The 21,935-nt window shown below is 71.7% G+C and carries 24 protein-coding genes; 15 read left to right on the top strand and 9 right to left on the bottom strand.

Features of this window, described 5'->3' with window-relative positions; genetic code table 11:
- The first annotated feature begins 167 nt into the window (after positions 1-167).
- Positions 168-2,288 (top strand): HNH endonuclease, encoded by a 2,121-nt coding sequence (locus JOF43_RS02520; protein WP_209898646.1) that lies wholly within the window; start codon positions 168-170, stop codon positions 2,286-2,288.
- Here JOF43_RS02520 and JOF43_RS02515 read toward each other — a convergent pair.
- Entirely contained in the window at positions 2,233-3,183 is a 951-nt protein-coding gene (locus JOF43_RS02515; RefSeq protein ID WP_342592068.1) for an aminoglycoside phosphotransferase family protein, read from the bottom strand. The genes JOF43_RS02520 and JOF43_RS02515 overlap by 56 nt on opposite strands.
- Complete coding sequence (locus tag JOF43_RS02510; RefSeq protein ID WP_209898643.1) at positions 3,180-4,745, bottom strand: serine hydrolase domain-containing protein; 1,566 nt, start codon at positions 4,743-4,745, stop codon at positions 3,180-3,182. Before JOF43_RS02510 ends, JOF43_RS02515 begins: the two co-directional genes overlap by 4 nt.
- A 114-nt stretch (positions 4,746-4,859) precedes the next feature.
- Here JOF43_RS02510 and JOF43_RS02505 point away from each other — a divergent pair, with 114 nt between their 5' ends.
- Both JOF43_RS02505 and JOF43_RS02500 read left to right on the top strand, forming a co-directional pair.
- Positions 4,860-5,597 carry a glutamine amidotransferase gene (locus JOF43_RS02505; protein WP_209898641.1) on the top strand — a complete coding sequence of 246 codons (738 nt, stop codon included), beginning with the start codon at positions 4,860-4,862 and terminating at the stop codon, positions 5,595-5,597.
- A 57-nt stretch (positions 5,598-5,654) separates the two neighbouring features.
- Entirely contained in the window at positions 5,655-6,536 is an 882-nt protein-coding gene (locus JOF43_RS02500; RefSeq protein ID WP_209898638.1) for a glycoside hydrolase family 25 protein, read from the top strand.
- 127 nt (positions 6,537-6,663) lie between these two features.
- On the opposite strand, the gene JOF43_RS02495 is transcribed toward JOF43_RS02500, so the two are convergent.
- Positions 6,664-7,386, bottom strand: a complete 723-nt coding sequence (locus JOF43_RS02495; RefSeq protein ID WP_209898636.1) for a DsbA family protein — start codon at positions 7,384-7,386, stop codon at positions 6,664-6,666.
- A gap of 62 nt (positions 7,387-7,448) precedes the next feature.
- Here JOF43_RS02495 and JOF43_RS02490 point away from each other — a divergent pair, with 62 nt between their 5' ends.
- Both JOF43_RS02490 and JOF43_RS02485 read left to right on the top strand, forming a co-directional pair.
- Positions 7,449-7,958, top strand: a complete 510-nt coding sequence (locus tag JOF43_RS02490) for a GNAT family N-acetyltransferase (protein WP_209898633.1) — start codon at positions 7,449-7,451, stop codon at positions 7,956-7,958.
- 2 nt (positions 7,959-7,960) lie between these two features.
- Positions 7,961-8,674, top strand: a complete 714-nt coding sequence (locus JOF43_RS02485; RefSeq protein WP_342592067.1) for an AAA family ATPase — start codon at positions 7,961-7,963, stop codon at positions 8,672-8,674.
- Positions 8,675-8,688: 14 nt separating this feature from the next.
- Here the strand turns inward: JOF43_RS02485 and pdxH are convergent, their stop codons facing one another.
- Together pdxH and JOF43_RS02475 are read right to left on the bottom strand one after the other, a co-directional pair.
- The gene (gene pdxH, locus JOF43_RS02480) at positions 8,689-9,357 is read right to left on the bottom strand and encodes a pyridoxamine 5'-phosphate oxidase (protein ID WP_209898631.1); all 669 of its coding nucleotides are present in this window, start codon (positions 9,355-9,357) and stop codon (positions 8,689-8,691) included.
- A 74-nt stretch (positions 9,358-9,431) separates the two neighbouring features.
- Positions 9,432-9,704 carry a hypothetical protein gene (locus JOF43_RS02475; RefSeq protein ID WP_209898628.1) on the bottom strand — a complete coding sequence of 91 codons (273 nt, stop codon included), beginning with the start codon at positions 9,702-9,704 and terminating at the stop codon, positions 9,432-9,434.
- A gap of 145 nt (positions 9,705-9,849) precedes the next feature.
- Here JOF43_RS02475 and JOF43_RS02470 point away from each other — a divergent pair, with 145 nt between their 5' ends.
- The gene (locus JOF43_RS02470) at positions 9,850-10,002 is read left to right on the top strand and encodes a hypothetical protein (protein ID WP_209898626.1); all 153 of its coding nucleotides are present in this window, start codon (positions 9,850-9,852) and stop codon (positions 10,000-10,002) included.
- On the top strand, positions 9,999-10,574 hold the full coding sequence (locus tag JOF43_RS02465; protein WP_209898623.1) for a GNAT family N-acetyltransferase: 576 nt from the start codon (positions 9,999-10,001) through the stop codon (positions 10,572-10,574). The genes JOF43_RS02470 and JOF43_RS02465 overlap by 4 nt, the downstream gene beginning before the upstream one ends.
- Positions 10,575-10,595: 21 nt before the next feature.
- On the opposite strand, the gene JOF43_RS02460 is transcribed toward JOF43_RS02465, so the two are convergent.
- Positions 10,596-11,114 carry a GNAT family N-acetyltransferase gene (locus JOF43_RS02460; protein ID WP_209898618.1) on the bottom strand — a complete coding sequence of 173 codons (519 nt, stop codon included), beginning with the start codon at positions 11,112-11,114 and terminating at the stop codon, positions 10,596-10,598.
- Between the two features lie 150 nt (positions 11,115-11,264).
- On the opposite strand from JOF43_RS02460, the gene JOF43_RS02455 reads away from it, so the two are divergent.
- The 5 genes from JOF43_RS02455 to JOF43_RS02435 are packed head-to-tail and all read left to right on the top strand — an operon-like array spanning position 11,265 to position 15,640.
- Positions 11,265-11,840, top strand: a complete 576-nt coding sequence (locus JOF43_RS02455; RefSeq protein WP_209898615.1) for a DUF4242 domain-containing protein — start codon at positions 11,265-11,267, stop codon at positions 11,838-11,840.
- Entirely contained in the window at positions 11,837-12,955 is a 1,119-nt protein-coding gene (locus JOF43_RS02450; RefSeq protein WP_209898612.1) for an acyl-CoA dehydrogenase family protein, read from the top strand. The genes JOF43_RS02455 and JOF43_RS02450 overlap by 4 nt, the downstream gene beginning before the upstream one ends.
- Positions 12,952-13,662, top strand: coding sequence for an ABC transporter ATP-binding protein (locus JOF43_RS02445; RefSeq protein ID WP_209898609.1), 711 nt, complete (start codon positions 12,952-12,954; stop codon positions 13,660-13,662). Before JOF43_RS02450 ends, JOF43_RS02445 begins: the two co-directional genes overlap by 4 nt.
- Positions 13,659-14,816 carry an ABC transporter substrate-binding protein gene (locus JOF43_RS02440; protein ID WP_209898606.1) on the top strand — a complete coding sequence of 386 codons (1,158 nt, stop codon included), beginning with the start codon at positions 13,659-13,661 and terminating at the stop codon, positions 14,814-14,816. The genes JOF43_RS02445 and JOF43_RS02440 overlap by 4 nt, the downstream gene beginning before the upstream one ends.
- The gene (locus tag JOF43_RS02435) at positions 14,813-15,640 is read left to right on the top strand and encodes an ABC transporter permease (protein ID WP_209898603.1); all 828 of its coding nucleotides are present in this window, start codon (positions 14,813-14,815) and stop codon (positions 15,638-15,640) included. Before JOF43_RS02440 ends, JOF43_RS02435 begins: the two co-directional genes overlap by 4 nt.
- Positions 15,641-15,643: 3 nt before the next feature.
- Here the strand turns inward: JOF43_RS02435 and JOF43_RS02430 are convergent, their stop codons facing one another.
- Positions 15,644-16,330 carry a CoA transferase subunit B gene (locus JOF43_RS02430; protein WP_209898600.1) on the bottom strand — a complete coding sequence of 229 codons (687 nt, stop codon included), beginning with the start codon at positions 16,328-16,330 and terminating at the stop codon, positions 15,644-15,646.
- Positions 16,327-17,115 (bottom strand): CoA transferase subunit A, encoded by a 789-nt coding sequence (locus tag JOF43_RS02425; RefSeq protein ID WP_209898597.1) that lies wholly within the window; start codon positions 17,113-17,115, stop codon positions 16,327-16,329. Before JOF43_RS02425 ends, JOF43_RS02430 begins: the two co-directional genes overlap by 4 nt.
- A gap of 255 nt (positions 17,116-17,370) precedes the next feature.
- On the opposite strand from JOF43_RS02425, the gene JOF43_RS02420 reads away from it, so the two are divergent.
- Complete coding sequence (locus JOF43_RS02420; protein WP_209898594.1) at positions 17,371-18,588, top strand: acetyl-CoA C-acetyltransferase; 1,218 nt, start codon at positions 17,371-17,373, stop codon at positions 18,586-18,588.
- Positions 18,588-19,955, top strand: a complete 1,368-nt coding sequence (locus JOF43_RS02415) for an acyl-CoA dehydrogenase family protein (RefSeq protein WP_209898592.1) — start codon at positions 18,588-18,590, stop codon at positions 19,953-19,955. The genes JOF43_RS02420 and JOF43_RS02415 overlap by 1 nt, the downstream gene beginning before the upstream one ends.
- A 305-nt stretch (positions 19,956-20,260) precedes the next feature.
- On the opposite strand, the gene JOF43_RS02410 is transcribed toward JOF43_RS02415, so the two are convergent.
- Positions 20,261-20,857, bottom strand: a complete 597-nt coding sequence (locus JOF43_RS02410; protein WP_209898589.1) for a phosphotransferase-like protein — start codon at positions 20,855-20,857, stop codon at positions 20,261-20,263.
- A gap of 262 nt (positions 20,858-21,119) precedes the next feature.
- Between JOF43_RS02410 and JOF43_RS02405 the strand changes: the two genes are divergently transcribed.
- Positions 21,120-21,833 (top strand): class I SAM-dependent methyltransferase, encoded by a 714-nt coding sequence (locus JOF43_RS02405; protein ID WP_209898586.1) that lies wholly within the window; start codon positions 21,120-21,122, stop codon positions 21,831-21,833.
- Positions 21,834-21,935: the final 102 nt, after the last annotated feature.

Raw genomic sequence — 21,935 nt, 5'->3', positions numbered from 1 at the left:
CGCGGCTTCCCGGGCCTGGGGGTATGTCTGATCAAAAGACCTGGTGGTGGTCGCATGTGCTGCCCGCGCCACCGGAGTGCGGCAGCCAGAGGTGCATTGTGGGGAAAGTTGTCCACAGTTCACGTAAAGTGCTGGCATTCCATGAGAAGTCGCGTCATAATGGGAGTATGTCAACCACGCAGAACGCCCCGGAGGCCGCAGAGGAGTATCCGAACTCCTCGTGGTCGCCGGAGGCTGTGCGCGCGGCAGGTATCGATGGCCTGGCGCAGCTGTTGGGGGACGTCGGGCACCTCCTCGAGGAGCTCGCGAAGGATCCCGGTGACCTGTTCGAGACTCGCGGAACGGCTCGCCGCAGCGTCGTCCACCTGATGCACTCCGAGCAGGTGATCCGAGGCGCGCAGGATGCACTGGAAGCACACACGGTCGTGGCCCTCGCCGACGTCACGCGCCGCGACACCTCGGATGCGGCTCGCGACGCCGCAGCTCATGAGGATTCGGCCATGCCGTCGGCTCGCGGGTTGAGCGATCAGGCGGATCGGATCGCACGCCGGGATCAGACGCTGATAACGCGATGCTCCCCGTCGGCGGCGGGCAGCTCCTTGGCCTCGGCGCGGAGGCTCGTGTCCTCGATGCCGACCATGTTCACGGCGCTGGCGACGCGGAAGGTCTCCGCGCAGGTCGCGTACGCAGTCGCGGGGGCGACCTCGGTGCTCGACGATTCCCAGCGCCGCGAGGTCGACGCGATGCTCGGGGAGCGACTGCCCTATCTCGACGCCGCCGGAGTGCGCGACTGGCGGGCCGAGGTGGCCGGCGCCATCACGGAGCTCGACCCTGACGGAGACGCAGTGCGCCACCGCGCGGCACGGAAGGCGCGCAGCCTGACGCTCACGCCGGGGCAGCACGGCATGGCCAACCTGACCGCGCACCTGCCGGCTATCGATGCCGCTCTGCTGCACAAGCGGATCTCCCTGGAGGCCGAGCGCCGGCGCGCGGAGGGCGCGGGTGAAGGCCACGGTGCCCTCGCCGCGGACGCCCTGGTCGATACCGTGCTGGGTCGCGATGACGCGATGGAGTCCGTGGAACTCGACGTCGGCGTGATCATCACCGACCGCGCCCTGTTCCGCCCCGACTTTGGCGACGTCGCCCAGATCGCAGGTTACGGCCCGGTCCCCGCGGAGGCCGTGCGAGAACAGTTGCGTGCGGCCACCGAAGCGCCTCGGGATCGCGAACAGGACCCCCTCGGTGAGGGCGGCCCCCGAGCGCGGGCATCCATCCGCCGCCTGTACACGCACCCCACGTCCGGGGAACTGGTCGCCGTGGAGTCCCGCGGGCGAGCGTTCCCACCCGCTTTGGCCCGCTTCCTGACCTGGCGCGATACCTCGTGCCGCGGCCCGTTCTGCAATGCCCAGAGCCGTCAGAGCGACCACATCACCCCGTACTCGCAGGGTGGTCCCACCACGCTGGACAACGGGCAGGACACCTGTGGACACTGCAATCAGAAGGAGGAGGACACCCTCCACGTCGAGCGTGTCGAGGATCCCGATCTGCCGGGGCACCGCGTGTCCTGGACCGGGCACTCGGGCGTCACGCGGGTGACCTCAGCGCGGCCGCTCGTGCGACCCGAGCGTCCCTCCGGTGCCCGCAACGACGGCACTGACCTCACCGACCGCGGCATCGGTTCCGGCGACAGCACGAGCGCCGCCCACAGCAGCGACACCGGCGACCGCATCATCGCCGACGTCAGCACGGGCGCCGATGACCGGGCCGACGACCGTCGCACCGACCGATCCAGCGACACCGAGCACCTCGAGAGTCCCGGGACCCGCCCCGAGGCCGAGGGTCATGACGATTCTGCACGTCAGGAAGGTCTTCGCGGCCGTTCCGACGCCGAGGGCAATGACACCGCCGCACCGACCCACAGCCTGGGCATCCCCAGCGGCTCGCAGCCCACGGCACGCTCTTCCCGGATGGCGCGAAGGACGCGCTCCGACCGCGAGAGGGTTCGCCGCCTCCTGTCGGATCGCCTCCGACGGCGAGGGTCGGGGCCGGGGGAGGAGAGCTCGAGGGCGTGTCCACGCCTTCGACCACCGACCCGACGACGCACACGGGGCCACCTGATCGCCGCGCGCGAGAAGCCAGGCCACGACGTCGAGCTCCGAGGGAAGACGCCGACGACGACGCGCACTGATCCGCGGTTCGTGGCGCGCGTCAGCGCCTCGCATCCGGGGCCCGTCACTCCATGCCGCCGGCCCCCAGCCGTAGCGCCGCTTCCGCCGCACCGTCGATGACACCGGTCTCCTGCACGCACCGCGCGAACAGCCAGCGCCGGGCCCGCCGCGGATCCAGCCCCGTCAGCCCCGCCATGCGATCGGCGAACGCGCCGGGCTCCGTCACCAGGCGGTCGGGATCGTTGAACATGTGCTGCAGCAGGTCGTAGTGCGGATCGCCCACGTACGGCTTCGGATCGATCAGTACCCAGTCCCGCTCCTCGCCCTCGCCCCGGGCGAGCACATTGGACGGATGGAAGTCGGTCGCCAGCAGCAGCGGCTCCCCCTTCCACTCCCGCGGCAGACGGCGCATCAGGCTCAGCCCGCGCTCGACGACCTCCGCAGGGAGCAGCGCCTTCCCGCGCCCCGCCCGAACATCGGCCCTAGCCTGCGCCTCATCGGCCCACCAGGCACACATGTGGGACAGCGGACGCAGCGTCGCCGCCTGCTTCGCCGGCAGTACGTCGGCCGGGCGGACCCACATCCGGCGCAGCAGACCCGCGACCACTTCGTCCCGCTCCGGCCACGTCAGTAGCTGTGCCAGCGGAGTGCCAGGCACCACCTGCTCCATGAGCAGCAACGATGTCTGCTCCCGCAGCTCGCTGTGCAGTACCTTGGCAGCCCCGCGCCCCTGCCACGCCGCCATCCCCAGCGCCTCGTCCCGCGCCTCCTCATGCGCCCACGCGACCTTCAGCACCAGTTCCCTCCCCTCAGGGTCCCGCACGGGCGCCACCCACGCGGCCGACCCACCGGGGGAGAAGGGCTTCGAGACCGTCAGCGACCACTCCTCGAGCAGGCCGTCCACGATCTCGGGCAGCGCATCCCGCCAGGCGCTGACGCCCGGATCCCCGTTTGTGGCCAGCAGTGACGGCAGCGGATAGCCCGCGACCCGCACGTCCGTCCCCTCGCCGTTCACGGCGCCACCACCCGCTCCGGCATCGCGAAGTCCGCGCTCGGCGTCTGCACCTGACCGGTCCACACCAGTGCCGTGCACCGCGGCGGCCCGCCCTCGGCCGGCACCTCGAGCCGTGCCAGTACCGGCTCGGCCCAGGTGTCGTACCCGGAATCGCCCCAGGCGGCGAGCTCCACCACCTCGGCACCTGCCACGATCGGGTCGCCGCGCGTCCCGCCCACAGCCAGCTCGAGGGTGCCCGATGCCGGATCCGCCGCGGCCTCGTCGAGCGCGAACAGCCTCCCGCCGAGCACGGCCAGGCGAGTCCGCCCCCACAGGGTGTCGTACGTCCCGGACACGACCCCGGCGAGCTCGTGGGCGGTCAGCCCCGACCCCGCCGCGGAGATCTCCACTTCAGGCTGCTCGGCCAGCACCACCGGACGCGGCCGCCCGTCGGACCCGCCGCCCTGAGCGCCCGCTTGCTCCCAGCCGTCGGCCTGCGGTGCGGGCCGACCGCTCGCCAGCGCCAGCAGGCCCAGGATCCCCTCGGCGAGGTCCGAGCTGGGGGCATCGACGGCGGTGCCGATCACGCTCACGACCAGGCGTTCCGTCGGCACCGCCCAGGTCCTTGAGAGGCCGGTGGGGAACCCGCCCGAATGCCCGAGGACCGCGAAGCCGTGCAGTCGACCCTCCTGCAGGCCCAGCCCGTACTGGCCGCCGTCGTGGAGCGTCCACACTCGCCGCCGCATCTCGCGCAGCGAGGCCGGCGACAGCAGTTCACCCCTGGTGAGGACCCGGCCCATGAACGTCGCGATCGCCCCGGCGCTCGCCCAGAAGCCGGTCGCCGCCGCGAGCGCCCGCGTCGGTACCTGCTCGACCGGTCGACGCGGGCCGTGCAGGAAGGAGGTGTGGCCGGCCGCGAACCCATCGGCCACCTCCGGGCCCGCCGCGCCCTCGGGCAGGTCAGGGCCCATCCCCTCGACCCCGACCGGTGCCAGGACCAGTTCCTCCACGGCCTCGGTGAAGGACGACCCGGTCACCGCCTCGATGACCAGCCCCAGCAGTCCGTAGCCGATGTTCGAGTACTGCAGGTGCAGGCCCGCCTCGGCCTTCACCGCGCTGGTGCGCGCGATCCGCAGCAGCTGGGCGCGGTCCGGGAACGGGATTCCGAGCCTCCACCAGCGCGCATCGTCCGAGTCCCGGGTCAGCCCGGCGGAGTGGGAGAGCAGGTCGCGCAGGGTGCGGTCGGCGACCGCGGTGCCGACGAGCTCGCCGACGTGGTCCCCGAGCGCGTCGTCGAGCCGGATCCGTCCCAGTTCCCGCAGCCGCAGGATCGCCATCGCCGTGATCATCTTCGAGTGCGAGGCGATCCGCAGCCGGTGCGTCGGTCGCAGCGGGGTCCCGGTCGCCAGGTCCGCCTCCCCGACGGCGACCTCCGCTACCAGTTCCCCGTCGTGCCAGATCGCGGCCTGTAGCCCGGACTGTCGGCGCAGGTGGCGGGCCGTCTCGAGCCACTCCGGGAGCAGGGCGGCGACGTCGAGGACCGCCTCGCGTGAGATCCCGGCTGAGGTGTGCGATGTGGTCATGGGCGTCTCCTTCGACGGCGGGTGGCGGGGTGCGGACGGACAGGGTGACCGGCTCGGACGGGGTGCCCGGCTCGGATGGACGATGTGCCCGGCACGGACCGCTAACATTCTCGCGTGAAACCGTTCGTGCAGATCGCCACCCGACCCGAGGGCGACGTCGCCCTCACCGAACGGGCCTCGGTGCTCGCCTTCAGCGGGTTGCGCGAAGAGAACCTGATCTGGGCGCGGCTCGACCGCGATCCCTTCCCCGACCTGCACGCCGGCGACATCTCCGGGATCATCCTGTGCGGCAGCCCCTTCACCGTCTCCGACCCGTCGGAGGTTAAGTCCGCCGCGGAGAAGCGCGCCGAGGCCGAGATCTTCCGGGTGCTCGACCGGGTGATCGCCGAGGACATCCCCTTCCTCGGCGCCTGCTACGGGATCGGCACCCTCGGCGTCCATCAGGGCGCGCGCATCGACCGCACCTTCGGGGAGCCGCTCGGCGCCGTCGAGGTGACCCTCACGCACGACGGGCGCGAGGACCCACTGGTCAGGGAGGCGGAGTTGAGCGACACCTTCACCGGCCTCGTCGGCCACAAGGAAGCCGTGCACACCCTGCCCGAGCATGCGACCGCGCTCGCCACCGGGGCCACCGCCCCCGTGCAGATGTTCCGCGTCGGCACCCGGCAGTACGCCACCCAGTTCCATCCCGAGCTCGATATCGCCTCGATCATCGAGCGAGCCCGTGTCTACCGCGACCACGGGTACTTCTCGCCCGACGAGATGGAGGACATCTTCACCGCCCTTCAGAGCCGCACCGCCGACGAGCCGCCGCGGCTCCTGCGCGCCTTCGCCCAGCTGTTCGCCGACTGAGGCCGACGCGCCGCGTCCTCCCGCCCCCGTCGTCGCCCCTCCGGTAGCCTCCCGCGTGTGCCCCGATTCACTCCCGAGCAGGTCCGACGCCGCCAACTCGTCGCCGGTGCCCTCGCAGTGATCCTGGTCGCCGTCCTCGGCGGCTGCACCGCACTTCTCGTCGGAGCCGTCCGCGGTGGGGGCGGGGAGGTCGCCGAGCAGCGACAGCCCTTCGAGGCGGACGACACCGCGATGGAGGTCGCCACCACCGGCACCGACGCCCGTGCCGTGGAGAATCTCCCCGGCGGCATCGCGCTCGGCGCGGACGAGGTGATGGGCGTGGACGTCTCCGCCCACCAGGGCGAGATCGACTGGGAGAAGGTCGCCGCCGACGGGTACGGCTTCGCCTACCTCAAGGCCACCGAGGGAGCTGGCTACACCGACTCCACCTTCGCCCAGAATTGGGACGGCGCCCGCGCCGCCGGCGTCACTCCCGGGGCCTACCACTACTTCACGCTGTGCTCCTCGGGCGAGGAGCAGGCCGCTGACTTCCTCGCGGCCGCGCCCCCGGACGACTCCGCGCTCCCACCCGCGCTCGACCTCGAGTTCGACGGCGCCTGCGAGGAACGCCCAGGTGGCGTCGACGCGCAGGCGGAGATCGACGCCTTCACCGCGAAGGTCGAGGAGGCCTGGGGTCGACGCCTGGTCATCTACTCCTCCAGCGAATGGCGCAGCCACTACGGTCTGCCGGTCACCGACCCCCGCCCGGACTGGCTGTTCTCCGCCGGAGGGCGCCCCCCGCAGTCCGACTGGGCGGTGTGGCAGCTGCGCTTCGACGGAAGGGTGTCCGGGATCGAGGGCGGCGTGGACATCGACGTCGCCCGGATCGAGCAGGTGCGCGAGGGTGCTGAGATCCCCGAGGACGGCGGCGCGATCACGCACCAGGTCAGCGAGGAGTAGCGGCCCTGCGCGGTCACTGACGATCGGATTGCCTGGTCTTCTGCCGGCTCGTTCCTCGCCAGCACGTCGATCAGGCTGTGTCGGATTGCCTGGTCTCCTGCCGGCTCGTTCCTCGCCAGCACGTCGATCAGGCTTGTTCGATCGCCGACCTCACGGAGCCGGGCTCGGCGAGGTCCCCGGTGAACATCTCGCCGTCGATGAGCACCGTCGGTGTTCCCTGTGTGGTCTCCAGCGCCTCGGGTTCGACGACGTCCTGGATCCAGGGAACGTAGGTGCCCTCGGTGATGCACGAGGAGACGTCCAGGCCGGTCGCCTCGTCGATCACGGAGGTCAGCTCCTCGTCGGTGAGTCCCTCCTCGCCCGGCTGATTCTCGAACAGCGCCGTCTCGGCCGCGGACCACTGCGCCGGATCCTCCGCATAGGCGCAGACGGCCGCGTTCGCCGCACGGCTCGAGTACCCGGCGGGGCTGGAGTTGGCATCGAGCATGGGCCGCGGGTGCACGCGCAGGGTGATCTCGCCGTCGCTCGCCAGCTGAGTGAGGTCCTCGCCGTGGAGGTCCTCGAAGGTCGCGCAGTGCGGGCAGAGGAAGTCGACGTAGACATCGACCACCGGTCCGTCGGCCGAGGTGCCGAGCTCGAGGTACGGCTGGTCCTCGGCGACCCCCGGAGGAGGAACCAGCTCCTGGGAGGAGCTCGAGGAGGAGCCGCCCTGCTCATCGCCGTCGTCGCCGGAGGTGAACAGGACCCCGCCGATGACGAGTGCGATCACGACGATCAGGGCGAGCCCCAGGCACGCCACACCGGCGATGATCGCGATGATGAGCGGAGTGCGGGAACGGTTCGGGGGCATGGGGGAAGCCTATCGACTCCCGATGAGGCAGGCTGGTCTCCCGCACCCAGGAAGAGGACGACATGACCCGCTGGCGAACCCGGCCCGAACGCCCCGACGACGCGTCGGCGATCCGCGCCGTGACCACCGCCGCCTTCCCCACCTCGGAGGAGGCGGACCTGATCGAGGCGCTGCGGGCGGACCCGACGGCATGGATCCCGGAGCTGTCCACCGTTGCCTGCGACGAGGACGGCCGCGTCGTCGCCCACGCCCTGCTGACCCGGGCGAGCGTCGGCGGAGAGTCGGCGTTGGCCCTCGCCCCCTGCGCCGTGCTGCCCGCCTTCCAGCGCCGCGGAGCGGGATCCGCCGCGATCCGGGCGGGCCTCGAGGCGGCGCGCGCCCAGGGCGAGAACCTCGTCGTGGTGCTCGGCCACCCGGCGTACTACCCCCGCTTCGGATTCACCCCGGCCACCGGCGTCGGCATCACCGCCCCCTTCGACGCGCCGGAGGAGGCGTTCCTGGCCCTCGCCCTGGATCCGGCACGACCGGCACCGTCCGGAGCGATCGTCTACCCCGCCGCCTTCGGGGTGTGAACGTGCCCCTCCCGCCTCTCCTGCCGCTGCGCGCGGTGCACATGCACCGCCTCGTCCCCGCCGACCTCACGGCCTGGCCGGCGACCCTGCCGCCGGTGCGCCAGCTGCTGCTCGACGGGCTCGAGCTCGGACAGGTCACGGTGCTGACCGGGGACAACGGTGCCGGGAAGTCCACGCTGATCGAGGCGATCGCCGGAGCGTACGGGCTGAACGTCGAGGGCGGCGGCAACGGGGCCATGCACACCACGAGGGTCACCGAGTCGCCGCTCGCGGAGCACCTGCAGCTGGTGCGGGGCGCAGGCGCCTCGAAGAAGGGGTTCTTCCTGCGCGCCGAGACCATGCATTCGCTGTTCACGTACTACGAGGAGATCGGGGTGGGCGGCGTGATGCACGAGCGCAGCCATGGGGAGTCCTTCCTCGAGATCGTCTCCGAGCGCTCTCGCATCGGCGGACTCTGGCTCCTGGACGAGCCGGAGTCCGCGCTCTCGCTCAGCGGGTGCCTCGCTCTGCTCGGACTGCTGCAGGACCTCGCCGGAGACGGCGCCCAGATCATCCTGTCCACCCACTCCCCGGTGCTCGCCGCGATGCCCGGCGCCGATCTGTACGAAGTCGGGCAGTGGGGGCTGCAGCCCACGGAGTACGACGATCTCGAGCTGGTGCGCACCTGGCGCAGCTTCCTCGAGGCCCCGGGGCGATTCCTGCGCCACCTCGACTGAGCTGGAGGCGCCGGTCAGGGCTGCAGGCGGTGCCGCTGCCAGGTGGCGTCGGCGGCGAGCACGTAGGCGATCCGGTCGTGGAAGCGGTTCTCGCGTCCCTGCCAGAACTCGAGTCGGTCCGGCACCAGGCGCAGGCCGCCCCAGAAGGAGGGGCGCGGCACCTCGGAGCCCTCGAACCGGGCCGTCATCTCCTCGTACTGCGCCTCGAGCGCGGCGCGCGAGTCGACCGGTTCCGACTGGTGGGAAGCCCATGCGCCCAGCTGCGAGCCGCGCGGACGGTGGGCCCAGTAGGCGTCGGACTCCGCCGCGGGCAGGTGCTCGACCCTCCCCTCGATCCGCACCTGCCGTTGCAGCGGGTACCAGGGCAGCAGCATCGCCGCGTGCGGGGTCGCCTCGAGCTCCGCGGCCTTCGGCGAGGCGAGATTCGTATAGACGACGAAGCCGTCCGCGTCGTGGCCCTTCAACAGCACGGTGCGCGAACGGGGACGCGGCCGTCCGTCGGCCCCGAGAGCCACGGTGGACAGCACCACGGCCGACGGGTCGGTGAGGTCGTCGCGTTCGGTGCGTCGCGCGAAGGCGTCGTCCATCCAGGCGTCGAACAGGGCCAGCGGATCCGCGGGGGCAGCGTCGGCCAGGGAACCTGTGAGGTAGTCGCGGTGCTCGTCGGGAAGGCGATCGGTCATGGTGGAGATCCTAGGTCGCGGGGCTCCCGGGTGTTCTAGGACTGCCGGGACCGCCCGGAACTGCTCGGGACTGCTCAGGCGATGGCGAGGCGGCGGAGCCCGTGGCCCCGACGCCGGTGCGCACCGCGCTCCCGACGGGAGGAGGAACGCGCGTTCCGAGGTGCCTCGGGGACCACTTCGATCTCCACGGTGGTCGGGTCCAGGCCGCGTTCTGCGGCACCGGCCCGGGCGGCGCGCACGGCGCGCAGTCCCTCGACGTCACCCCAGGCGGCGGGGAGCGGGCGGTAGTCGATCAGGTCGTCGGTGGTGGCTCGGGTACGGCTGGTGGCGATGGTCGCGTTCTTCATGTCTCCACCATCGCGTCGGGCAGGGGTGCGCCGCGTCCGACGGGGAGCGCGGGCCCGTCATCCCGTGGGTGGATTCTGGCTCCGGCCGCCGCGACCGGAGGTGGAGCGGGCCGGCCGGCAGGGGAGGAGGTGGCATGCTGGCACCATGGCCGAGACGTGGAGGTTCACGCCGTCCGGGGCCGTGCTGCCGATCGAGGCGGTCGTCGTCGACCTGGACGACACGGGGACGAACCGGGGCCGCGTCGAAGGGCTCGAGACGCTGGTGCCGCTCGTGCTGTCGGCGGGCAGCGGATCATGAACGACCGATCGGGGCCGGGCGGCACCCTGCTCGAGACCGAGCGCCTCCGGCTGCGGCCCTGGCGCGTCGAGGAGGCTGCGATCCACCGCGAGCTCTGGACCGAGCGCGACCCCCGGGTGCCCGCGCACCGCCGGATCGATGCCGACGGTCGGCCCTCCCTCGCCGACCTCGAGAACTGGATCCGGTGGGCTGCCCGCACCTCCGGCGACGGGCTCGGCCTGCCCGCCCTCGAGCGGAAGTCCGAGGGGGACGTGATCGGCTACTGCGGCCTGGTCGAGGGCGGGCCAGGCGCCTACGCACTGGACCCGGAACGCCCCGGACCCGAGATCGCCTTCGAGTTGCTGCGCCGGGCCCAGGGGCGGGGGTATGCGACCGAGGCCGCCCTGGCGGTGGAGCAGTGGGCGCGGGAGGCACGGATCGAGCGCCTGCACGCGACGGTCTGGGCCTGGAACGCGCCCTCGCTCCGCGTGCTGGGAAAGCTGGGGTTCGTCACCACGCGCACTCTCACTTCTGAGGGCGGGCACGGCGACATGCTGGTCACCACGAAGGTGCTCCGACCTCTCACCACGTAGGGGCCCCGGCCCGGCACGTGATCAGCGCACCATGCGGACGTCCCGGATCCCGCCGAGGTGCTCCTCGACCTGGGTGGCGCCGTCGGCCGCGAAACCGAGCTTCTCGTAGAAACGCCTCGCCCGCGGATTCTCCTCGGCGACCCAGACGGTCGCCGGACCGTGCTCGAGGATCGCCTCGGCGAGAGCGCGGCCGAGCCCGGTTCCGAACCAGGCCTCCTCGATGTACAGCAGCGACAGCTCGCGCGGCGGTACCGGCTGCGCATCGCGTGGCGGCCAGGAGGCTGCCAGCCCGATCACGGTGCCCTCCGCGTCGCGTCCGGCCCGGCAGATGCCCTCGTCGGCCCCGCGCGTGCCCGGCGTCAGCCACGTCTTCCACTGCGCGGTCCGACGCACGACCGCCTCGCGCCCGAACCACTGCTCCCCCTGGATCAGGTGCGCGTAGGCGACCTCCCAGCTGCGCACGTGGATCCTGGCGAGGGCCTCGGCGTCCTCGAGGCGCGGGGCGTCGATCGTGAAGGCGGGGGAGGCATCGGAGGTCATGCTCCTGATTCTGCCCGGCGATGCAACGGGTCACAGGCACTGGGGGTGCGCGCACAGCGGGGGATGCAGGGACGCCCGGTGAGCCCTTATGCTCGCCATAAGCTTCGCTTCGGGAGCTACGGCCCCGAAGCCCCCGATGAAAGGTGTGACATGGCTCTGTTCCTGCTCGAGATCGAACCCGCCGCCGCCACCCGCGACGGCAGCCAGGCCGTCCTCGACGCCCTGCTCAGCAGCTCCGGCGACTCCAGCGCTCCGGGCGCGGACGGCGCGGGCGAGCTGATCGAGTCCCAGGTCGCTGCCGACCACTCCCGGCTGTTCACGATCGTGGAGGCCGAGTCCGCGCAGGCCGCCGGAAAGATCGCCGCCGCTCTCGGGGACGCGGCCTCCGCCGTCGAGGGCCCCGACGAGGTGCGCCTGGTCGGTGCGGAGCTCGAGGACATCAAGGCGCTGCGCCGGGGAGCCGGATACCTCGTCGAATGGGACATCCCGGCCGAGATCACGATGGAGAAGTACCTGGCGCGGAAGAAGGCGAACGCCCCCAAGTACGCGCAGGTCCCCGAGACGTCCTTCCTGCGCACCTACGTGCGTGAGGACACCGCCAAGTGCCTGTGCTTCTACGACGCGCCCGACGAGGACGCCGTGGTCCGCGCCCGCGAGGCGGTCGAGACCCCGATCGACCGCATCTGGGCCCTCGGCGCGATCGACCTCGGGGCGACGAGCTCGTGACCGCCGAGGCGGCCGCGGTCGCCGAGCGCACCCGCCTGGGACTGGCGGATCTCCCTGCGGCAGCGCTGCCAGTCATCGACGAGGCGGGCGAGCTCGCCCGCGCCGTCGACCGGGAGGCCGCCGACCCCTGGGACACCCTGCGTGCCCTCGGGCAGCACGGTCTGCTCTCGGCGCCGCTGCCGCTCCAGGTCGAGCTGGTCCACGCTCTCGCCCGACGCTGCACCGCCACGGCGTTCTCCCTGTGGGGCCATCGTTCCGGCCTGGAGTATCACGCGGTCACCGGGACCCCGCCGCCCGCAGGCTCCGAGACCGGCACCCCCGCCCTCGCCTCCGGTATGGCCCCTGCCTACAAGGAGGAGGCCGGCCTCGGCGAGATCCCGTTGGTGGCCACGGACCAGGCCGACGGTTCTCTCGCCGTGAGCGGCGTGCTGCCCTGGTGCTCGAACCTGCGCCCCGGCTCCTGGATCGTGCTGCCCGTGCGCTGGGAGGACGGACGACGGGCGATCGTGCGCGTCGCACGGGATGCCGCGGGCGTCAGCGTGAAGCCCCTGGTGGGCCTCGCAGCACTCGACGGGACGTCCTCCGGCGTGCTCCGCCTGGAGCAGGTCGCCGTGGCGCCCCACGACGTGCTTACCGAGGACGTCCCCGCCTTCCGCGACCGTGCCCGCGCCGCCTTCCTGCTGATCCAGAGCGGGATGTGCCCGGGCCTCGCGGGAGCCGCGCTCGACGCCGCCGAGGCCGCTGCGGACCCCGTCGCGCGGCGGGTCCTCGGCGCGGAGATCGAGGCCGGTCGTGAGGACTGGGAGACCCTGCGCGAGGATCTGGTGCGCGCTGTCGAAGAGGCCGCTGACGCCGCAGACGCTGCAGGCCCCGCCGTGGATGCGCCGGGCGCGTCGCGACGTCAGCTGGTCACGGTGCGGCTGGAGACCGCCCTGCTCGCCGGGCGCGCCACCCGGCTCGAACAGAAGACGGTCGGCGGGCGCGGCTACGCGCTGGCCTCGGACACCTCGCGGCGCGCCCGGGAGGCGGCGTTCCTGCCGGTGCAGTCCCCGACGGAGATCCACCTGCGCCATCTCCTCGCGCCGACCGGCGAGGCACCCCGGAGTCCGTCATGACCCGCCTCGCCCTGCGCGGGGTGACCCGGTGGCATCCGGGGGCGTCGGGCCCCGTGCTGAAGGATCTCGACCTCGAGGTCGACGAGCACGAGACGCTCTGCGTGCTGGGCGCCTCCGGGGCCGGAAAGTCGACCCTGGTGCGGGTGCTCGCCGGACTCGAGGAGCCCCAGGCCGGCAGGGTCGAGCGGGTTGCCGACGCCCGTCGACCCGCCCTCGTGCCGCAGTCCCCGGACCTGTTCCCCTGGCTGACCGTCGCCGAGAACGTCGGCCTCGGTGGCCGCTACGCCGCGAACGCGGGACGAGCGGGCCCCTCTCAGGTCCGCGAGCTGCTGGAGTCGCTCGGCATCGCCGAACTCGCCGCGGCCCTGCCCGCGGAGCTCTCCGGCGGCCAGGCCCAGCGCGTCGCCCTGGGACGTGCTCTCGCCGTCGATCCCGGGGTGATCCTGCTCGACGAGCCGTTCTCCGCCCTCGACCCCGCGATCCGCGCCGACCTGCAGGTGTGGCTGCGCGAGGTGCTCACCCGGGTGCGGACCGCCGCGGTGCTGGTCACCCATGACGTCGAGGAGGCGCTCGTGGTCGCCGACCGCATCGTCTACCTCGACGGGCCGCGCGGCCTCACCGCCCAGTGGCGCCCCCGCGAGGAAGGCACCACGCGGGAGCAGGTCCTGGCGCACTATCGCGCAGGCTCCGTCGGGGCGACGGCGTGAGAGCGGGACCCAGCCGTCGGGCCCTGCTCGGCGCCGGCGGCGCGATGCTGCTGTCCGGCGCAGCCGGGGCGGGGGTGGGCCTCGGCGTACGACGCGGTGAGGCCGCCCCCGTGGATCCGAACAGCCCGCTGCGCCTCGCGTACCTGCCGATCACCGACGCCGCCCCGCTGCTGGTCGCGCACGCCCGCGGCTACTTCGCCGACGAGGGGATCGAGGTCGCCGAGCCAGTGCGCCTGCGCTCCTGGGCCTCGATGGGGGAGACCCTGCTGGGCGGCAGCGTGGACCTGGTGCACCTGCTGTTCCCGATGGCGCTCCAGATGCGGCTGGACCTCGGGGCGGACATCCGGGTGCTCGGGGCGAACCACGTCGACGGCTCCGCCCTCACCCTCGGCCGCGAGGTGCCCGACGTCGGCGCGCTGGCAGGGCGCACCATCGGGATCCCCGCCTGGTACTCGATCCACAACGTCATCGTCCAGCAGATGCTGCGCGCCGAGGGGCTCACCCCCGTCGTGCGCCGCACCCCCTCGCGCGCGCAGGGCGAGGTCACGCTGGTGCCGATGGCGCCCTCGGACATGATCCCGGCCCTCGACTCCGGCTCGATCGGCGGCTACACCGTCGCGGATCCCTTCAACGCGATGGCCGAGGGCAAGGACGCCGGCCTCATCGGCCGCTTCCTGGGCGACGTGTGGCGCTCCCACCCGTGCTGCGTGACCGTCGCCACCGGAGGACTGCTGCAGCGGCCGCCCGAGCAGATGCAGGCCGTCGCCGACGCGCTCGTGCGCGCCCAGCAGGCCTGCCGCGAGGACCGTGAGGCCGTCGCCGCAGAGCTCTCCGGTCGCTACCTCCCGCAGCCGCTGCCGGCCGTCACCGCGGCCCTGGACCGGCCGGACGCCGGGCACGCGCACGTCGAGCACCCCGACTGGCACGGCGAGACCCTCGACTTCACGCCCGTCCTGCGGCCCGGCTTCACCACCCGACTCGTCGAGGAGATGCGCACGACGCTGCTGGACGCCCCGCTCGGCGCGCTCGAGCGGCTCGACGCGGCCGACGCCCACGACCTCGTGGTCGACGACGCGGCGCTGCGCGATGCCGCCCGCCGCCTGGACCCCACCGCCCTGACTGGCCTCGACACCGCCGAGGAGATCGACCCATGAGCATCGCCCCCACTGATCTCGAGGCCGACGCCGCACCCGGGGCGGCCGGCGCCGAGCGGCCCGCCGGTTCCCGGCGCGCGGCGCCCTGGGCCTGGGGCCTGGTCGGCGCGGTCGCGGCGGTGATCGCCTGGTGGGCCCTGACGGCCGTCGGCGGCGCCGGCAGCCCCATGCTCGCGGCGCTGTCCCCGTGGGCCGTGCCCGGGGCGCTGGCCTCCCTGCTGTCGACCGGCGTGCTGCTCCAGGACCTGCTGACCAGCACCGCCCGACTCCTGCTGGGGCTCCTCGTCGCCGCGGGGCTCGGCATCCCGCTCGGCGCGCTCATCGGACTGCACCGCCCCACCCGATGGGCGAGCGCGGGGGTGGTCCAGTTCGTACGGATGATCTCGCCGCTGTCCTGGGCACCCGTGGCCGTTGCCCTGCTCGGCGTCGGCTCCGCACCGGTCGTCTTCCTGGTGGCCGCCGCCGCGATCTGGCCGATCCTGCTGGGCACCTCCGCCGCCGTCGCGTCGATCGACCAGCGGTTCGTCGCCGTCGCCCACACGCTGGGGGCGCGCCGCGGCGAGATCCTGCGCACCGTCGTGATCCCCTCCGTGCGCCCGGCGGTGCTGCAGTCGGTGCGCCTGGCCCTCGGGATCGCCTGGGTGGTGCTGGTGCCCGCCGAGATGCTCGGGGTCACCAGCGGGCTGGGATACGAGATCCTCAACGCCCGCGACCGTCTGGCCTACGACGAGATGCTGGTGGTGATCCTCGTGATCGGAGCGCTCGGTGCCGCGATCGACGCCCTGGCCCGCCTGCTGCTCAGCCCGCGCCGACCGGCGCGTTGAGGCTCAACTCTCCGGGTCCTCCAGCGTGACGGCGGTGGCCTCCCGCACCTGCTCGGGGCTCACTCCGGGCGCGGTCTCCACCAGCACCAGACGCGGCTGCTCCGGGGTGCCGGCCACGTCGATCACGGCGAGATCGGTGATGATCCGGTTCACCACCGCCTTGCCGGTCAGCGGCAGCGTGCATTCGGGCAGGATCTTCGCCGAGCCGTCGCGGGAGGTGTGCTGCATCAGCACGATCACGGTGCGAGCACCGTGGACGAGATCCATCGCGCCGCCCATGCCCTTGACCATCTTGCCGGGCACCATCCAGTTGGCGAGGTCCCCGCGAGCGGAGACCTGCATGCCGCCGAGGACGGCCACGTCGAGCTTGCCGCCGCGGATGATCCCGAAGCTGGTCGACGAGTCGAAGTAGCTCGCCCCCGGCAGCACCGTGACCGTCTCCTTGCCGGCATTGATGAGGTCGGGGTCGACGTGCTCCTCGTCGGGGTAGGGACCCACCCCGAGGATCCCGTTCTCGGACTGCAGCACCACGCTGCGGTCGGGCGGGATGTGGTTCGGGATCAGCGTGGGCATGCCGATGCCGAGGTTGACGTAGGCACCGTCGGGCAGATCCTGCGCGGCGCGCGCCGCCATCCGGTCCCGGTCCCAGCCGATCTGCTCGACCTGCGAGTCCTGTGCGTCCTGGCTCATGAGTCCGCTCCCTCCGTGCTGCGCACCGTGCGCTTCTCGATCCGCTTCTCGATGTCCGTCCCGACCTCCACCACCCGGTGCACGTACACCCCGGGGAGATGGACCGCATCGGGATCGATCTCCCCGGGCTCCACCAGCTCCTCGACCTGGGCGATGCACGTCCGACCGGCCATGGCGGCGGGAGGGGAGAACTGCCGGGCCGCCTTGTTGAACACCAGGTTGCCGTGGCGGTCGCCCCGCAGCGCGTGCACCAGGGCGACGTCGGTGACGATCGATTCCTCCAGCACGTACTCCAGCGGTTCCCCGCCGCCGAGGGAGAAGACCCGCACGTCCTTGGGTGGGGACGCCTTCGCGATCCCGCCCTGGCCGTCGTACTTCATCGGCAGTCCGCCCTCGGCGATCTGTGTGCCCGCCCCGGAGCGGGTGTAGAAGGCGGGGATGCCGGAGCCGCCGGCGCGGAGCTTCTCCGCGAGCGTGCCCTGGGGGACCAGCTCGACCTCCAGCTCGCCCTCGAGATACTGGCGGGCGAACTCCTTGTTCTCGCCGACGTACGAGGAGGTCATCTTGGCGATGCGCCGGGCACTCAGGAGGAGGCCCAGCCCCCAGTCGTCGACCCCGCAGTTGTTCGAGACCACCGAGAGTGAGCCGGCGCCCTGCTCCAGCAGGGCCTCCAGCAGCTGGGTGGGGTTGCCGGAGAGTCCGAAGCCGCCGACGGAGAGGGCGGCCCCCTCCGGGATGTCGGCCACCGCCTCGGCGGGGGTGGCGACCGTCTTGTCCATGCTCATCGTGCTGTCCTCCCGGATCGGATCGTCCTGCTTCCCTCGCCGCGCGGGTGCATCGGCAGGCCCGCCCACCGTCCGCGTGCCCCCTCGATGAGGTCGGGGCGGCTCGGAGCCACGATACGGCGCGGGCCCGTCCCGACGGCCTTGCATTTCCCACCAAGTACATAGGACGCTTAGTATCGGTAAAGCCGGTCGTCGCGCTCGGCCCCGCCGTCTCCGCGACTCCGCCCACGGATACCGTCATCGAAGGAGAGCTCCGTGCCTGAGGCCGTCATCGTCGCCGCCCACCGCTCACCCATCGGCCGCGCCCGCAAGGGCTCCCTCAAGGACGTCCGCCCCGACGACCTCGCCGCCCAGATGGTCGGCGCCGCCCTCGACTCCGTCCCCCAGCTCGAGGCGTCCACGCTCGACGACCTGCAGCTGGGCTGCGCGATCCCCGAGGGATACCAGGGCGGCAATCTGGCCCGCACCGTCGCCGTGCGTCTCGGACTGGACTCCGTGCCCGGCGCGACCGTCACCCGCTTCTGCGCGTCCTCGATCGAGACCACCCGCTCCGCCTTCCACGCGATCCGATCGGGCGAGGCCCGCGCGGTGGTCTCCGCCGGCGTCGAGTCGATCTCGGCCAGCTCGGGCAAGCTCATGGAGGAGGACGCGCGCGACCCGCTGTTCCGCTCCGCGTGGGAACGGACCGACCAGCGCGCCTCCCGCGAGGTCCCTGCTCCCTGGCACGATCCGCGCGAGGACGGCGAGCTGCCCGACGCGTACATCCAGATGGGCCAGACCGCCGAGAACGTCGCCGAGCTGCGCGGCATCAGCCGCCAGGCGCAGGACGAGTACGCCGTGCGTTCCCAGAACCGCGCCGAGGCCGCGATCGCCTCCGGCTTCTTCGGCCGGGACATCACCCCCGTCACCCTGCCGGACGGCTCCGTGGTCAGCGCCGACGACTCCCCTCGGGCGGGTGTCACCCTCGAGGCCGTCGGCGGCCTGGATCCCGTCTTCCGCCCGGACGGCACCGTCACCGCCGGCAACTGCTGCCCGTTGAACGACGGGGCCGCGGCGCTGGTGGTTATGGAGGCCGAGTACGCGGCCGAGCTCGGTATCACGCCCCTGGCCCGCATCGTCGCCACCGGCGTCTCCGGGCTCAGTCCGGAGATCATGGGGCTCGGCCCGGTCGAGGCCGGTCGCCGCGCCCTCGCCCTCGCGGGCATGAGCATCGGCGACATCGACCTGGTCGAGCTCAACGAGGCCTTCGCCGCCCAGGTCATCCCGTCGGCCGAGGACCTCGGCATCGACCACGACATGCTCAACGTCCACGGCGGTGCGATCGCGCTCGGCCACCCCTGGGGCCAGACCGGTGCCCGCCTGACCACCACCCTGCTGCATGGTCTGCAGGAGCGCGACGGCCAGTTCGGTATGGCGACGCTGTGCGTCGGCGGCGGGCAAGGCATGGCCCTCATCGTCGAGAGGATGTCCTGATGACCAGCCACTCCACCATCCCCCAGTCCGAGCCGGCCCCCACGCCGTGGGAGGCGCCCGTGCCCGGGCACATCTCCCTCGGCGGTGACCCCGGGGCGTTGGACGAGGAGGCACGGGAGTCGGTCGCGACCGAGCGCGCCGTCGTCTCCGCGCCGGATGCCTCCGCCGCGGCGCCCGCGGAGCTGCTGCCGCCCGCGACCGACCACTTCGGCCTGTTCCAGGACGTGGCCGGTGAGGACCTCGAGGCCTGGCGCACCGCCCGCTCCCTGGCCGACGAGGTGCTGCCGCGGATCAACGACTGGTGGGACCGCGGCGAGTACCCGATCGAGCTGATCGGGCGGCTCGGAGAGCTGGATCTGCTCACCGACGGCCTCGACGTGCCGGGCCACCGCACGCTCTCCCCGCTCGCGACCGGCCTGGTGAACATGGAGCTCTCACGGATCGACGGGAGCGTCGGCACCATGGTCGGCGTCCAGGGCGGGCTCGCGCTGCGCTCGATCGTGCTGCTCGGCTCCGAGGAGCAGAAGCAGCGCTGGGTCGAGCCGCTGGTGACCGGCCGGGAGTACGCCGCCTTCGCCCTCACCGAGCCCGATCACGGCTCCGACTCCGTCTCCCTGGAGACGGTGGCGCGCTGCGAGGGCGAGCAGTGGGTGCTCTCCGGCCAGAAGCGCTGGATCGGCAACGGAGCGGGCTGCCACCTGAGCGTGGTGTGGGCGCGGATCGACGACGAGTCGCAGCCGGAGCTGCACGGGCAGGTCGGAGGCTTCCTCGTCGACCAGTCGCTGCCCGGCTACGAGGCCGAGGTGATCCGCGGCAAGGTCGCCCTGCGCGCCATCCACCAGGCCCACATCACCCTGGACGAGGTGAGGGTCCCGCTGGATGCCCACCTCCCCGGTGCCCGCTCCTTCAAAGACACCTCGAAGGTCCTGTTCGCGACCCGCGCCGGCGTGGCCTGGGGCGCGCTCGGGCACGCGACCGCCTGCTACGAGGCGGCGCTCGAGCACGCGCAGAACCGGATCCAGTTCGGGCGCCCGCTGGCGAAGGCCCAGCACGTCCAGGTGCGGCTGGCCTCCATGCTGCAGACGCTGACCTCCATGCAGCTGTACTGCGTGCGGCTCGCGGAGCTCGAGGCCTCCGGGACCATCCGGCCCGAGCAGGCCTCGCTGGCCAAGGTGCACAACACCCGCGCCGCCCGCGAACTCGCCTCCGACGCCCGCGACCTGCTCGGCGGCTCCGGGATCCTGCTGGAGAACCGAGTGGTGCGCCATCGCAGCGACCTCGAGGCCTTGCACACCTACGAGGGCACCGACACCATGCAGTCGCTCATCGTGGGCCGGTCGATCACGGGGGTCAGCGCCTTCGCGTGAGACTGCGGATCCGACACCACCTCCAGCGGGGCTGACGGCATCGCTCTGAGCTTTTGTTCGAAGGGGTCCGCCGCACTGTCGGTGTGCGTCGGCCTGGCTCAGGCGTGCGGACTGAGCATTATTGAGTAGATGTCACAGCCCTTCGCGGCGTGAGGCGCTGATCTAGCTCGTGCAGATTCCTGAGAGCACCCAACGATGACGGGGCTCGGTTCCGGAGGCTGCGTGGCGCTCTGCCGATCGCGAGGGATGAGTGGTCCGCTGGGAGACGTCCCCACAGGGCGAGGCCCTCTCGCTACTTGTGGAACCTACTGGTGAGTCGTTGTGCTGGCGAAATGTTGAAGACTGGCCTGCTTGATGCTGTTCGCCACGTCTACGGGAGTCATTGCTGCGACATTGAGGTCGAGGTCGTAGCACTCTCGGTCTGAGATGCCGAAGTGGCCTCGGGCGTTGCCGACGTGCTGCCCCTGCTGGCGCTGGGCCTCGCGGGCCTCGACTACTTCGAGATCGGCGGATAGGTGGACCCAATAGGTTCGGTAGGAGGCGAGGGTTCTCTTCCACTGAGGAACGATGGTCTCGTCCAGAGGCATCTCGTCAAGGATGATGTTGTTGCCACAGTCGAGCATGGCGCGCACAGACGCCTGCATCCCTGCCAGCAGCCGACTCCCCGCTTGTCCGTAGCGGATCCGCGCGCGCGGCGCTCCATCGGGATCCGTGCTGTCCTCATACCACATTCCAGGCCCCGGACCTCGGGGTTGACCAGCCCATTGTTGCGGGAACATGTTCAGGAAGTGGTCGATCCCCACGGTCAGGTAGGGATCCGGGAGCAGCTCTTGCAGGCGCGCCGAGGCCGAGGACTTTCCGATACTGGATGTCCCGACGATCGCGATCAAACGTCCACTCATGTCTAGAGGGTAGCTACCTACTCCGCGAGCCTTCAGGTCTCCCGCGCTGGCCCTCGTGTAGGTTCCGGCACAAGCTGGCCAGTTCCGGGTTTCTTGGCCAGTGCGTGTCAGATTTCCGGCGCATCTGTCAGACGGGTGCGATGGCCCTGTGGGCGGACGTGAGACTTTCCTCCAGTGCTGCACCGTCGCCGACGACGAAATCCCGACGACGTGGGCAGAGGTGTACCGATCCGGTCGGCGAGGACTTCGCTAAGCTTCTTGCATGAACTCGCCGACGAGATCACCGAACATCCCAGATAGCCGCGCTCGGTACGACGGCCTCGCAGACTGGTATGACGCCCAGATGGCGGAAGGTCCCCACAGAGACGCGGTCCTCCGCGAAACCCTCCCCAGAGGATCCGGCACGTGCCTGGACATCGGGTGCGGCACAGGCAGGAACCTCGCCATCATCGAAGAGCTCGGCTGGACCGCAACCGGCGTCGACATCTCTGAGGACCAGCTTCGCCTGGCGCGTCAGCGATGCCCCCGAGTCCACCAGGGCGACGCCGAGGACCTCCCATTCGACTCCGAATCCTTCGATCTGGTCATGAGCGCTTGGACGTCCACGGACGTCGACGACTTCAGTCGCATGGTCAGAGAAGCCGCACGGGTCCTGCGTCCCACAGGGAGGTTCATGTTCTACGGAGTGCACCCGTGCTTCAACGGACCACATGTACACAGCCTCCCCGCAGGAGAGTTGGTCGTGCACACGACCTATCGCGAGGCACGACGACATGAGTCCGCCCCCTGGTGGGGAGAAGGCGGCATACGGTACAAAGTCGGCGGCATGCGCCAAGTTCCGCTCGCTGAGTTTCTGAACGCCTTCGTCGACGCTGGCCTTCGGATCGACAGGGTCACAGAACCGGGTGAGAAGGACGTCCCGGTCTCCATCACCATTCTCGCCTCCAAGGACCGGTCGCTTCCTTCGCCCCTCTAGGAACCTGACGCCATAGCGAGACGCCGCGCACGCGCCACGACCGTCGCACCGCAGGTCACAGTGCTGCGCGTCTGACAGGTCGGGCGAGAACCTACACCTCGC

Origin of the sequence: Brachybacterium sacelli (assembly GCF_017876545.1) — a bacterium.
GTDB lineage: Bacteria > Actinomycetota > Actinomycetes > Actinomycetales > Dermabacteraceae > Brachybacterium > Brachybacterium sacelli.
This window is presented reverse-complemented; position numbering and strand designations above follow the sequence as displayed.